This window comes from Pseudoalteromonas sp. APC 3893 (assembly GCF_030408095.1).
Lineage (GTDB): Bacteria > Pseudomonadota > Gammaproteobacteria > Enterobacterales > Alteromonadaceae > Pseudoalteromonas.
Genome location: NZ_JASDCD010000026.1, coordinates 1 through 14,271 on the forward strand (window position 1 = coordinate 1; position 14,271 = coordinate 14,271).

A 14,271-nucleotide genomic window follows, 5' to 3' on the forward strand; every position below is an offset into this window, starting at 1 on the left:
GCTTTTCACTGTACGTTAAACAGGCTTTGCTATACACGCACCATTTTGTTGGCGTGTTTATCTTCGCGAATGAACTATCGCATTCATGGAGTGCCGCCAGCATTTTACCTCTAAAGACTGTTGATAATGCTTTTACGGGGTATAAATAGCCTTTTTCTATTTCATGCCAATGCGATTTTTTTAGCGCTCCTGCGGGTATCAAACAATGCAAGTGGATATGCTGACTTAAGTTCTGCCCCCATGTATGCAGTACGCTTGTCATGCCTAATTGGCCATGCCTCTTTCGTTTCGCAAATTTCCTCAGCGTTTGCCATGCGGCTTTAAATAAACTTTGGTACAACGCACTTGGGTTATAGTGAGCAATGATATTCAACTCATGAGGGAGCGTAAAAACAAGGTGGAAATACCGACATGGTAATAAATCCTCTTGCTGTTTTTGCACCCACTTAGCCGTGGCCATGCCTTGACAACGTGGGCAATGACGGTCTCGACAACTACACCCAATTTGTTGTACTTCACTACAGTTATCACATTACCATGCTTGGTAACCTAACTGACCCGTTCTGCATGATTGAAGGTGTTGGCAGACTCGCAGTTGTTGATGACTCATCGTATGGTGCTGCCGATAATTCTCAAGATTTGAGCTTAAAATATCAGCGAGATGCAAAGCGCTCATTGTTTAGCCCAACCTGCAAGCAAATCAATGCCGCCATGCCCTAATTCAGGTAACCAGTGTAAGTAACTTTGCGTGGTTTTAATATCACTATGGCCAAGCTGATGTTGCAGTTGATGAAGTGGCATACCTGATTCAAGTTGGTGTGTTGCATAAGCATGGCGTAAAGCATGTGGATTACAGTGCGCTAGACCACATGCCCGTGCATGTTTTTTCAATGGCTTCCTGAAGGTCGATGCTGACATCAGTTTATCCATTAACAATCGCGAGTAAAACATCCAACCCGTTGGGTGATACATTTTCCAGTAACAACGTAATTGATTCAGCACACTGTCTGATACAACTACGTAACGTGATTTATCCCCTTTACCTTGTTCAATTAAAATAGTTTTACGCTGGCCATCGATGTCTTGCACTTTAATGCGTAGCAGTTCGCTAATACGTAAACCACAGCCGTAACACACCACTATTAATGTTTTCAATCGCATGTCAGTGCAGCTTTCTATAAGCCGCTGCATATCATCACGTGATAAATAGGTGGGTGCGCGTAATTTTGCTTTTGGCAGCGTAATATCTAAATTAAGTGGCCGGTGTAAAATATTCTTAAACAAGAACCAAATGCTGTTTATCTGTACTTTTTGGCTTGCTCTAGACAGTTTACGAATCGCGGGATCGTTAAAAAAGGCGTTAAGCTCGTCATCCGTAATCAAATCGAGCGGTTTATTAAAGTAATGGCTGAGTTTAAGCAAATGCTCACAGTAGCTTTTACATGTACTTTGTGAATAACCTCGATAGGTTATTTCAGTTTTGACTTGTTCTATGAGTGTATTCATGACTTACCTCCAAGTTATGGGATAACCCCAAGGTAAGTGTGGCTCAAATGTTCAGAATAGGATCTCCGCGTAGCGGCTTAGTTCAACACTAGAATACTGTGACCGTCTCTTTTCACTCAAATCTGCCCCATAAACTTTAAAGATCTACGCACTACAGTTACAAAATCCCGCATAAATGCAAATCGCTAACCATGCTGTATTAATTGCAAAAAAAGATATAGTATTGACTCAGAATTTACGGGGTTATATATCAAGCTATTGGTAGCTCAACACGCTGATTCTAAACCCTATCAGAAAAACCCAAATAGGGAACGCTAGCACCTCCTCTGTAGCCCTTGCTACATATGGCTCTGCATTCCAGCCTTGTAAGAAACCATTCCAACTTTGGAACAGAAAGAACAACTAAGTGAACTATCTCCATAAACTATGTTTGTTTATACAACAGTCATAATTCTGCAATCTAATTAATGGATAATTTGTATCCGATTTAACTTAATCACCTAAGACGACAGAACTAAATGAGCTATCCACTAGTGCGATTAAACTTTGCACTGCAATCAATTGAAGACCCGCTTTCAGCGGCTATGGCACATACAATGGAATACGATACCTTGTATTTATTTGCCAATGCTCAGCATGAAGTCCGTCTTGTTTGCGTATTACCTGAGGGTGCCCATGAAGGTGATATTATTTCGTTAAATGCAACGCATTTGCTTGCTCGTGATGCCCGTTACTGTGTGGAGCACATTTTATCTCTTGAAGATATTGAAATTGGCCACGTTAGTTTAGTGTTATCACATATCGGTTTTCGTGATGACAGTAATGAATATGTTTTACAACTGATACTACACGGGCTTCATGCCACTCTCAAAGACAGTGCTGAATTTGATGTGATTATAACACCACATGAAAGTGGTTACTTAGCGCCGATTATAACAAACGCAACCGGCACTAAAAGTCATTCATTACGCCACTATTTCACTCACTTTAGCAGCTCAATTTTATCGTTCTTTTAAGCTAATCTGCAAAGCTAATTTTACCCATAGTCACATTTGGAATCCCTTGCTCTGGATTGCCAAAACGATTTTTTCCGCCTGCGAGGCATTCATTAGCAAGGATAGCAAATAACACAGCTTCTTTTGCGTCGGGGTCAATACCTAATGAGTGGGTATTTTTAATCTCAACTAACTTAGGACAAAGCGCCAAAATATGCTGCATTAATAAAGGATTATGAATTCCACCGCCGCTAGCATAAACCATTACGTTATCTAATTTTTTACTACAATCATTAATCGCATTAGCTATTACCTGGGCCGAAAAGCGATTCAATGTGGCCATTATATCTTCATGTGTTAGCTCTGTGGTACCGCTTGCTTTCTGTGCATCAGCTAAGTACTGCAAGTTAAATACTTCGGGCCCTGTTGTTTTTGGAAAAGACAAATTGAAAAACTCGTTATTGCATAATTGGTCTAATAATGCGTGATTTATATTACCCTGGCTTGCGATTTGACTGTCTTTATCATAATGAAGCGGTTGAAAATAACGCTGAATATAGGCATCCATAATAGTATTCCCTGGGCCAATATCTGAACTAAATACAGCGCTGGGATCTGCACTTTTAGGCAAATAGGTTAAATTAGCTATGCCACCCATATTAAGTAATATTCGATTTTCATTGGTGCTGGTAAAAAACAAGTAGTCGCCATATACCGCAAGGGGTGCCCCTTCCCCACCAGCCGCTATATGCTTTTGTCTAAAATCACCAATGGTAGTGATACCTGTAGTAACAGCTAGATGGTCACTATCACCAATTTGTAAGGTTGCATCACCAAAATTATTACGGCCATGTTGGTTTTTAGGACAATGATAGATAGTTTGACCATGACTAGCTATAACGTCAATTTCATCCGCGTCGATTTTCCATTTAGCTAGACACTGATTTACCATAGTACCGTGAAGCGTTCCCACCCATGGGTGTAATAACGTTACTAATTCCAGATCGCATTCGCGTTTTGCAAAAACTTCTTTTATTTTATTTTTATAATCAGCATCATAGTCAACAGTATCAAATGCTAGCAGCTCTATCTTAGTGTTCATACCTTGGCCTGAGACCTTACATAAAGCAACATCAAGCCCATCTAATGATGTGCCACTCATCAGACCTATTATTAATTTGTGTTGTTTTTTTGCACTGGCGTAAAGTTGCTGTATGTGTTGATGCATAGAATTTACCTTATAAATCAATATATTAATTAACAATGGGATATCCGGCCTACAGGAATACTTTATACCTTACAAAACAAAAAATAAAGAATAATTATTTGCAATGATCGATAAAATGCTTTAAAACTAGGCAATCACATTAAATGTGCCGACAACGACAACAACCTATAATAGCAAACATAATGACGGGAATGATAATGAAACACTGTAACTCTAAGTCCTTACGCCCACTCATGTTACTTTCGCCTATTGCTCTGGCCCTAGGAGCAACAAGCCCCACTTTATTAGCACAAGAACAACCTTCAGTGCAGAAAAAGCCTGAAGTGATCACTGTAACGGGCTCTCGAATTCAACGCACTGAGTTGGTTTCAAGCAGTCCTGTTGTGAGTGTGGATGAAGAACAAATTCACCTTGACCGTGCAGTCAATGTTGAAGATATTACAGCAAAATTACCGCAAGCTGCAGCAGGTGCAAATAGTACTGGCGCAACTGTGGGTGATTCATTTGGCTCTTCTACGATAGATCTACGTGGCCTTGGTCAAAACCGAACGCTAGTGTTAATTGATGGTACACGTGCAGTCCCTTTTAGTTTTCGTAACTCTGTTGATGTAAACACCATTCCTGCAGGACTCATTAAACGAGTTGATGTGCTTACGGGTGGCGCAGCAGCCGTATATGGTGCTGATGCAGTAGCGGGAGTCGTGAACTTTGTACTTGATGATGATTTTACAGGGGCCGAGTTTTCAAGTAGCTACGAAAGCGCAGATGGCGGTAATGAAAAGCTCAACTTTGAAGCAATTTTTGGTGGTGATATTGCTGATAGTAGCGGCCATGTAACCGGCTATGTTGGCTATTCAGAGCGTAAAGAACTCTTGGCCGGTGAACGAGACTGGGCACTTGAGAATAGTACAGCCATGATCAACAGCGGTGGCTATTATACTGACGTTGCATCGGGCAACAGCCTTGCAATAGACGATGCAGGCCAAGTCGTTACTGATCGACAAACCAGTGATTACACCGCTGATCGTTACCTAACTCAACCAATGGAACGATTGTCAGCTGGTCTACTATTTGATGTTGATGTAGCTGACAGTGCTATAGCTTATGGCCGCGCTATGTATTCAAAAGTCACAGTAAATGGTGCAGGTGCAAGTGGGCAAACACCTATTTTTGTTAATGAGCAAGTGACCCTCACTCAAGATAACCAATATATCCCTGATGAACTGCGCCAACAACTGACGTTTGACGATCAAGGTAATGCATTAGTTAATGTTGATAGAAACCTAAACCTAGGCGTTCAAAATACCGAAGCTGTGCGCGATTCACTGCAATTTCAATTAGGCATTAAAGGCGATATAAACGACTATTTACGTTACGATATTTATGGCCAATATGGCCAAACTGACGAAGTAGCCACGCTCTATAGCAATGCTTATAAAGTTGATAGTAGCGGTAATAGCCGTTTTAGTAGTATGGCTAACAGCATGGATATTTTTGATCCTAACTTAGATTTAAGCGACTTTAGCGACCCTCTGCTCTATACCACGAGAGAGCGTACTCAAAGTGTATTTGCGGCTACCTTATCAGGCGATTCAAGCGCCCTCTTTGAACTACCAGCAGGTTATATAGACTTTGCGATTGGTTATGAATACCGTAAAGAAACCGGAAAACAAACCCCGGGAGACGCATTTAGAAACGGCACTAGCTTTGCCTCTGTTAGCGCATTTGATATGGATGCCTGGTTTGACAGCAGTGAGTTCTATGCTGAAATACTGGTGCCAATATTGGTCGATATGCCATTTGCTAAAGAGCTCAGTTTTGAAGGTGCTTACCGTATTTCGGATTATTCAAATACAGAAGCCGAAGACACCTACAAACTTGGTATTAACTGGGCAATTAACGATGATATTCGTGTACGTGCAAATAGGCTAACCGCATTTAGAGCGCCGAACTTAGGTGAGTTTGCCAGTCCAGTTTCATCACTTTCGCTTGCATTATTTGATCAAAATAGCGACCAATTTGTACCACGTTTGGCAGGGCGTTACGACGGTGACCCATGTTTACTTGGTACTGGTGACGCAGCTCAATGTGCAGCATTTGGCGCACCTGCTGCAGGCACTGAGTTTGACACCAGTACCGCAGCATACACTTACGGTGGCAACCCTGATATTAAGCCAGAGCAAGCTGAATCAGATACATTAGGGGTTGTTTACACACCTAGCTATATTGAAGGCTTTGATTTATCGCTGGATTACTACAGTATTCGAGTAACCGATGCAGTTAGCCAAATACAGCCTGGTGCTGCATTACAAAGCTGCTATGTTGACGATCCGAATCCAAATAACCCGCTTTGTGGCGCGGTATTACGCGATCCAAACACTGGCTTTATCAGCACAGCCATTGTTAATGACTTTAACCTTGCCGCCATTGAGCAAGCTGGTGTAGATTTAGCAGCAAATTATGTATTTGATGCACCAATGGACTTAGGTGGCCGCTTTAGGTTATCGTACCAAGCAAACTTTGTTACAAAACAAACTCGCCAAAATAACAGCACCGTAGCAACGATGGATTGTAAAGGTACATACGGCAGTGCTTGTTCTGGCGATTTTGCCAGTATATTACAGGCTGATTATAAACATCGTGCCACATTTGATTGGCAGTTAGATACCATGAATTTCCAATTAGGCTGGCGCAGAATTGGTGAAGTAGACTACGCTGTAGATAGAAGTGAAACAATTGATGCACAAGATTACATGGACTTTGCCGCATCATGGCAAGCAACCGACACTATTGCACTCAACTTTGGTATTGATAACCTATTTGATAAAGCTCCACCAACACCAGAAATCGGCGCAAATCACTTTAACGCAGTGAGTGATTATAGCGTTATTGGTCGTACCCTAGGTGTTGCAGTGCGCTATTCACCTGAGTTCTGATCCAGTTGCACATGCTGCACAGGATACCCCAAGCGTGCCCTGCCCGGCGCGCTTTTTCTTGGTTTAATATTTATCAAGCTTATGCTGCGATAGAAATTTTTAATTTAACTGCTAACTAAGACAGCTCATTGCTAGGACAAGGTTTACACTAGTCATTGTTATCTGTCACTTAGCTTGTTAAACACGGCATTACTCAAGTTGTATTTCCATTGCTTCACTAAGCACTTCATCACGGCTTACTGCAACAACTCGGATATGGGTAAGTGGATGTCCGTTGTTATTATTTGCCACTGTGATTGAACGCATCATTGATGGGTAAATTTTATATTGCCAATCATCACCATATTTAAGGTAGACAAGAGTTTTAAATACCAGCTTAGATTGTGCGTGATGCCAACTCAATTTTGTGTCCTGTGCATACTGGTTATAGCTCACTGTCGGTTTACTAACTTCCTTAGCCGGCAGCCAACTTGATAGCGGCAATAATGCTTGATGTTGAAACACGCCTTTTTCTATCACCTGTGAGAAATCAGCGTTATCGAGTGATTTTACATTCCAAAATACAACGCCTGGCGAGTTATTAAGCATTGCTCGATTGATCATAATTTGGTTAACGACTTCGTCTACTCCAGCATCCGTATTTGCTATCAATGTATTGATACCAGGCCATAAGTGACGATGTTGAGTATTTTGCGATTGCCACCACGCAACGAGTAATGGATAGCTTTGCGAGTATTGGTTGATCGGCCAATATAATTGCGGGGTAAAATAATCAAGCCAGCCTTCATTTAGCCACAGCTTGGCATCTGCAAAGAGCTTTTCATACTGATCTAAACCACGGATAGTGGCCGGTTGTTTAGGACGATAGATACCAAAAGGGCTAATACCCACTTGTACATGTGGCTTGAGTTGTTTTACCTGCTCGTAGAGCGTTTTAGTAAATTGATTTACCGCTGCTCGGCGCCAATCGCCTTTACTTAATTTGCCTCCTTGCCTTTGGTAATCTAGATATTGGCTTTGATCTGGAAAGTCTTCACCTTCGTTGTATGACGGATAAGGATAAAAATAATCATCATAATGAAGGCCGTCAATGTCATAGTTTTCCACCAATTCTAATAACGTCGCAATACTATAATCAATAACAGACTGATTAGTTGGAATAAACCAGTGCATACCATTTTTAAGCTGTACGACATCTTCAGCCATTTGCACACTCATTGACTGCTCACTGACACTTCCACCCGATGGGTGATGAACGCGATAAGGGTTGAACCACGCATGCAGCTTTAAACCCCGTTTGTGCGCTTGTTCAATCCAAAATTGCAACGGATCATAAAAAGGTTCCGGTGCTTGCCCTTGCCTCCCCATTAAATAGTAAGACCATGGCTCAGTAGAGCTTTGATAAAGTGCATCAGCTTGTGGCCGTATTTGAAAGATAACTGTATTAAAATTATTCGTTTGCAGCGTATCTAATATTTTTATTGCTTGACGTTTTTGCTCTTCAACTGGCATGCCTGGTTGCTGCGGCCAGTTAATATTCGCAACAGTCGCAACCCATGCGGCGCGAAATTCACGAACAACATCCTCGGTATGAATAGTTGCAAGCAGCGGGTTAGGTTGTTGTTTAGTAGTAGGTGTTAAAGGAGCGGACTGACAAGCGATTAAAGTAACAGATATGAGCACAGAGAAAATTACTCGGATCATCATTGATTTCCTAACAAGTGAAAAAATATAGCCGATAGTGAGGACTCTCGGCTATTTATATCGTATATGGGGGAATTAAAATTTATACTGGGCGCCGAGTAAGAATCTACGGCCATAATTATGAATAGCAAGTGGACGATTGCCATCTGACATACCAGTGCTGTTACTTGACATTGAACGCTGGTCTTCATCGGTTAAATTAATGGCTTGAAATACCACATTCAGATTATCGGTAACATTGTAGCTAAGATTCAAATCATACTGACCAAAGTCATCAATGTACTGGTTGAGCCCTAGATAAGTTGTATAAAAGTATTCAGAACGATAAGTATATGAAACCCTTGCACTAAAGCCCATATTCTCGTAATACACTGTGGCATTGAAGGTATCTTCTGAATTATTAGGCAGAACGGCCTCTTCTCCTGCAGCGACCTGTTCAGCTGTTTGATCTAACTCAGCATCTGAGTAAGTATAATTAGTTTGAATGCCAAATCCATAACCTAGCTTTTGCGTATAATTAACTTCGAAGCCTGAGTTTTCGCCACCTAAACCATTTAATGGCTGAGTGATTAAGAAAGTCCGTAGCTCTTCAACGCCGGTATCTGGATCTGTCCACAGCCACTCTTTATCAACGGTGCTATTTGTAATGTATGAATCGATATCTTTATAAAAATAAGCTAACGATAAAATAGATGATTCATTAAAATACCATTCTGCTGATAAATCATATTGCGAAGCGCGATATGGTTTTAAATCAGGATTTCCTTCATTGCCCTTACAACCCGTTGCCTCGGTACAGTAACCACTTTTGCGCGCTGATAAAAAGTCATAATCTGGACGTGACATCACTTTTGCTGCTGCAAAACGCAGGATGATTTCATCACTGTAATCATAAGCGATATTTAAACTCGGTAAGAAGTCGTTATAACTAGTAGAAAAGTCAACTTCTTCGATATTTTGCGGATCAAAACTACGTCCAGTGTATTGCATAGACTGCGAATCAACATCGGTTTTGACAGCTCGAACACCTAAGTTACCGCGAAAATCACTAAATGAAAACAATGCTTTAACGTAACCTGCAGTAATGCTTTCTTGTAGGTCGTAGGTGTAATCTAGATGTTCATAAGGCGCTGTTGATGGCTCGGTAGAAGCAATCCAATTACTATAAGCCGCATTATCAAATTGCCATAGAATGGCATTCTCACCGCCCATAAAATCATTAACGGTGGTAGTTGCAAACTGACCTAAATTATTCGTACTGCCATCAGCTCCCTTTTTAGGATAATTTGCTTTAATTAAGTTTGCGGCTTTACTGTGTTCACGGTATTTAACCCCGGTTTTTATCGCCGTAAAGTAATCATTATCGAGTTGGTACTCAAAATCAAATTGCACATATTTCTCATCGGAATCATTCGCTATATCATTTTTATGATTGTAGTCTAAGCGATAATCGGCAGGCGTAAGAGAATCTGATAATACAACTTCAGGCATACCATTTTCGATGCTGTACGAAGCGTCAGTGTTTGCATAGTACTCTGAATATACGTCACTTACAGCGCCTTCAGCTTTACTATAGCCAAACTGTGTTGTCAGAGTGTAGTTATCTTTTGAATAGGTAATTTTAATATCGTGAGCTTGAGTTTTAAATTCACCTTGGTATCCGGCATTTCCGTAATAGCCTAAATTATTATGGGCAGGTAAAGTTCCAGCGACTACAGTCCCATCAACAATATCGGCTTGCTCAATATTGCCAATATTTTGTAATATAAAGCCGCTGGAATAAGTACCGTATGACTCATGCTCAGATTTTGAATACAAGCTATTAAATACGATATCTAAGTTTGCTGAAGGCGCGTATTGCAAGGTAGCCGTCACTGTATTTAAATCCGAGTCACTGGCATAGCGATTATAACCCACTGCCCCAGGGTAATACTCATTATTGCCATCACCATTGGCATCTATACTACGGTAACCGAATCTTACCTCTTTACTATCTCTTTGGGTTGCGAGTTCTTTGCGCACAAAGCCCACATTAAAACCAAAGTCTTCTGCTTCATTTTTCCAAGAATATAAACCTGAAATATAGGGTTTAGTTTCATCGGCATTTTCAAAATGAAATGCTTTCACTGACAATGCGGCATAGTTAGATTCACTGTCTAAAGGCTTACGTGTTCTGACCACTACGGTGCCACCAATAGAACCTTCATCAACATCAGCCTCAGCTGACTTAAACACTTCTAAAGTATCAACTAATTCTGCAGGCAAAAGTGAATAGTTAAAACCACGTGATGGACGAGTAATAGATGCCGATGCTGTCGCTGAAGCAACACTTTGGCCATTTAATAAGGTAATGTTTAAATGAGGCGCTGTACCACGAATACTTACTCGATCACTCTCACCGCCTAAATCTTTTTCAACTTGTACACCCGGAATGCGCTGCAATGCATCGGCTACGGTTTGATCCGGAAATTTACCGATATCTTCTGCAGATACAGCATCAACAACACTGTTTGCAAATCGTTTCATATTAAGACTCTTTTCAACAGACGCTGCGTAGCCTTTTACTTCTATGCGTTCGATATCTTCTTTTGTTAATTTTTCTTTTGCTAGTTGTTCTTTGCCTAGCTGATCAGCATCATTAGCAAAAGCCGTACTAGAAGCTGAAATAACTAAAGTGGTGAGTAATGATTTTTTGAATTGAGTTGTAATTGTGTGGAATTTATTATTCATAGTATAAGCATTTAACCTTTTTTATATTTCAAATTACTTGTACAGCGACTACTGGTTTAAAGTTGTTAAACCAAGACCTAAGTTATAATTTATCTTTATACAGTGTTAACTTAGTCATAAAGACACACCAAGTCAATATAAACTATTCCAAATAAAACCAACTTTGTAAATTTATAATTCCTTTGAACTGTGCTTTTTTTGCACGAAAGTGAAGTTAAAGTAAAGTATAAAATCATTTAAAAAAGGCAAAACAATCACCTGCGGTTAGCAATAGCAGCGCATTACTCCACCACTGGCTCACAATAGCGTTGTAGAACTAACGAACGAAGTTTGTATTGAAAAGAATAAAGCAGTCTTAAGCTACTTTTACTACGATGGTTTTTACTGGTTGTCGAGCATCAGTAAATACTTGGCAAGCCGGCGCTCGCGGGTATCTGTTTTTTTAGCTGAACTCAACACATAGTAGATAATATGTTTGTTTGATTTTCTTGATGAGTCAAAATACGTTTGTGTGTCTGGCTTGGAAACTAATGTCTGTAAAAAATCGTCAGGTAATTGCATATCTGCTGATAATGAAAGTGATTTTCTTCAAGCCAACGATTAAAGCTCTCTGGAGTTACAAAGCACTTAATATTAGAGGGTTTAATATTTGCCATTTTTACAGCTCAATCACCTCTATCGCACCACGTTTTTGCATGGTGACAAACAGCTTTGTTTGCTCATCGTTAAACGCCACATTTGTTGGGTGCTGCCCTTTTAAGATATAAGTTTGTAATATTTTGCCTGTTGGGCTGATTTTTAATACCACACCTGCGCCGTAACGGGCTACATATATATTGCCTTGGTTATCAACGCGCATGCCATCCATACCATGATCGTCAAATTTAATTAATGGCTGCTTATTACTGATGTTTAGTTCACTATCTAAATCATATTGCCAAATAACTCGCTGCACACTTTCATTCACGTAGAGCTTACTATTATCGCTATTGACCGCCACACCATTGGTAGTTCCCATATTTTCTTCGAGTAACTGTGTACTACCATCAGCATTGATACGCCATAACTTACCTGTACTGTTTGTCCAGTTTGGGTCGCTTGCAAATAAAGCACCGCGTTTGGTTATAGCAATATCGTTAGGTTGATTCATATCGCTATTATGCGCAAACACCTCAACACTTTGACTATTCGCTGGCACTTTTAAGATGTTGTGATTGACGTAATCAGCTATATATAAATTACCTTGGCTATCAAACTGCAAACCATTACCAACGCTGTCATTTGGCAGTTTTATAAACAAATTAGTTTTGCCTAGCTTATCTACCTTACCTATGGTGCCCTGTTTAGCAAAGTTAACGGCATATAAATAACCTTTATAAAAAACAGGACCTTCAACACCTTTTGTAAACGTGTTATCAGTTACAAAGTCAGTGCTATTTTTTGCAAGTATTGGCGTTGCGCTAAGACTTAATGCGACAGCTGCTATGAAGTATTTCATTATTATCCTAATTTAAGTTATTACTAGTATACACAGCTAAAATCGGGTAATCCGACTCACCAAACGAAATAGTAAACGAGCGCTGCTCACCATCTTCTAATTTAACGCCATCAGGAAGTGATAAGGGTGACTTGCGGCCACCATTTGCAAATAACGCCATTAAGTGTTGGTTTTCAATGATACGTGATCCTGATGCATCGTTACGTATTGTTACGACAGCCACTCGATTCCCCTGCTCGCTACTCATTAATACCGTATTAATAACAGTAAAATCACTGTTTTTAGGTTCAACTTTTGCGTCATTATCAAACGCAAATTGCATTCCTTGCAGGGCAACCTGATCAACTGACAACACTTGATTACTTGCGCTCAAATTAAAGCTTGCGAGTAAACAGCTTATTAAGCTCAGTGAAAAATAATGTCTCATTTTAAGCCTTAATATTTTTTAGATGCCTATTTTTAACACAATGCGTTCCTCTTTTCGACCTAAATGACTATTGCAGCTGTGCAATAGTAATTACCTGTACAGAAATAAACTCGCGATTGAATTAAAGCCCATGAGCCCTAACCTCTATTTTATACTCGATAAATCGGCTGAGCATTTAGATTTACGGCCACCTATAAACACGGAGATTTTATGCAAACAATTCAAAACAGACAACTCACCCTCGCATCTCGCCCACACGGTACGCCAACAGATGATAATTTTGAGCTAAAAACAGTTCAACTTCCTACCATTGAACAAGGTGAAATATTATTACGCACTATTTACCTTTCGCTTGACCCCTATATGCGTGGCCGTATGAGTGATGCAAAATCGTATGCTGAGCCGGTGGCGATTGATGATGTAATGGTAGGTGCAACAGTCTGTCAAATTGAGCAATCAAATAATGATGAATTCGCAGTAGGTGATTGGGTGTTAGCTTATACTGGCTGGCAAGACTATGCCATATCAAATGGTGAAGGCCTAATGCCGTTAGGTAAAGACCCAAGCTTTCCTTCTTATGCACTAGGTATTATGGGTATGCCTGGTTTCACAGCATATATGGGATTACTTGATATTGGTGCACCTAAAGAAGGTGAAACCGTCGTTGTAGCAGCCGCCACTGGCCCTGTTGGAGCAACTGTAGGCCAAATAGCTAAACTCAAAGGTTGTAAAGTCGTTGGCATTGCAGGCGGAAGCGATAAATGCAAATACGCTGTTGAAAAACTAGGTTTTGATGCATGTATTGATCACAAAGCTGATGATCTTGCAGAACAATTAGCCGCTGCGTGTGACGCTGGAATTGATGTTTATTATGAGAATGTGGGCGGAAAAGTCTTCGACGCCGTACTACCTTTACTAAACACAGCAGCTCGTGTACCGCTATGTGGTTTAGTATCACAATATAACGCAACTGAGTTACCACAAGGCCCAGATAGAATGGGCGCTTTAATGGGGCAAATTCTAACTAAGCGTATAAAAATGCAAGGCTTTATTATATTCGATGACTATGGCCACCGCTATGATGAATTTGCGACTGACATGCAGAAATGGCTCAGTGAAGGGAAAATTCAATATCGTGAGCATTTAGTAACAGGCCTTGAAAATGCGGTATCAGCCTTTAACGACATGCTCAATGGTAAAAACTTCGGTAAAACCGTTGTTCAGGTAAATCAACCACTTTAAATTTA

At 40.4% G+C, this 14,271-nt stretch carries 11 protein-coding genes and 1 pseudogene; 3 read left to right on the forward strand and 9 right to left on the reverse strand.

The genetic code is table 11. The features are described from left to right. The 3 genes and pseudogenes from QMA12_RS19305 to QMA12_RS19315 all read right to left on the reverse strand — a co-directional run. On the reverse strand, window positions 1-460 hold a 460-nt coding region (locus tag QMA12_RS19305), incomplete at its 3' end, for a transposase (RefSeq protein WP_356948032.1). After that, window positions 443-676, reverse strand: a pseudogene (locus QMA12_RS22245) (transposase zinc-binding domain-containing protein); the annotation flags it as partial. The pseudogene QMA12_RS22245 and the gene QMA12_RS19305, both read right to left, overlap by 18 nt. Then, a complete protein-coding gene (locus tag QMA12_RS19315; protein WP_290211148.1) occupies window positions 673-1,506 on the reverse strand; it encodes a tyrosine-type recombinase/integrase in 834 nt (277 codons plus the stop codon). The gene QMA12_RS19315 and the pseudogene QMA12_RS22245, both read right to left, overlap by 4 nt. Window positions 1,507-2,024: 518 nt before the next feature. On the opposite strand from QMA12_RS19315, the gene QMA12_RS19320 reads away from it, so the two are divergent. Beyond that, the gene (locus QMA12_RS19320) at window positions 2,025-2,522 is read left to right on the forward strand and encodes a hypothetical protein (protein WP_290211149.1); all 498 of its coding nucleotides are present in this window, start codon (window positions 2,025-2,027) and stop codon (window positions 2,520-2,522) included. 1 nt (window position 2,523) lies between these two features. Here the strand turns inward: QMA12_RS19320 and QMA12_RS19325 are convergent, their stop codons facing one another. Next, window positions 2,524-3,729 carry an anhydro-N-acetylmuramic acid kinase gene (locus QMA12_RS19325; protein WP_290211150.1) on the reverse strand — a complete coding sequence of 402 codons (1,206 nt, stop codon included), beginning with the start codon at window positions 3,727-3,729 and terminating at the stop codon, window positions 2,524-2,526. A gap of 197 nt (window positions 3,730-3,926) precedes the next feature. On the opposite strand from QMA12_RS19325, the gene QMA12_RS19330 reads away from it, so the two are divergent. Beyond that, window positions 3,927-6,665, forward strand: a complete 2,739-nt coding sequence (locus QMA12_RS19330) for a TonB-dependent receptor (RefSeq protein ID WP_290211151.1) — start codon at window positions 3,927-3,929, stop codon at window positions 6,663-6,665. A gap of 189 nt (window positions 6,666-6,854) precedes the next feature. On the opposite strand, the gene QMA12_RS19335 is transcribed toward QMA12_RS19330, so the two are convergent. The 5 genes from QMA12_RS19335 to QMA12_RS19350 all read right to left on the reverse strand — a co-directional run bounded on the left by QMA12_RS19335 (window position 6,855) and on the right by QMA12_RS19350 (window position 13,024). Next, on the reverse strand, window positions 6,855-8,372 hold the full coding sequence (locus QMA12_RS19335) for a family 10 glycosylhydrolase (RefSeq protein ID WP_290211152.1): 1,518 nt from the start codon (window positions 8,370-8,372) through the stop codon (window positions 6,855-6,857). A 72-nt stretch (window positions 8,373-8,444) separates the two neighbouring features. Further along, complete coding sequence (locus tag QMA12_RS19340; RefSeq protein ID WP_290211154.1) at window positions 8,445-11,099, reverse strand: TonB-dependent receptor; 2,655 nt, start codon at window positions 11,097-11,099, stop codon at window positions 8,445-8,447. A 381-nt stretch (window positions 11,100-11,480) separates the two neighbouring features. Next, window positions 11,481-11,660: a YdeI/OmpD-associated family protein gene (locus QMA12_RS22250; protein ID WP_290211155.1), complete on the reverse strand. Its 180-nt coding sequence runs from the start codon at window positions 11,658-11,660 to the stop codon at window positions 11,481-11,483. A gap of 97 nt (window positions 11,661-11,757) precedes the next feature. Further along, window positions 11,758-12,597, reverse strand: a complete 840-nt coding sequence (locus QMA12_RS19345) for an SMP-30/gluconolactonase/LRE family protein (RefSeq protein ID WP_290211156.1) — start codon at window positions 12,595-12,597, stop codon at window positions 11,758-11,760. Between the two features lie 7 nt (window positions 12,598-12,604). Further along, entirely contained in the window at window positions 12,605-13,024 is a 420-nt protein-coding gene (locus QMA12_RS19350) for a hypothetical protein (RefSeq protein ID WP_290211157.1), read from the reverse strand. Between the two features lie 210 nt (window positions 13,025-13,234). On the opposite strand from QMA12_RS19350, the gene QMA12_RS19355 reads away from it, so the two are divergent. Continuing rightward, window positions 13,235-14,266, forward strand: a complete 1,032-nt coding sequence (locus QMA12_RS19355) for an NADP-dependent oxidoreductase (RefSeq protein WP_290211158.1) — start codon at window positions 13,235-13,237, stop codon at window positions 14,264-14,266. Window positions 14,267-14,271: the final 5 nt, after the last annotated feature.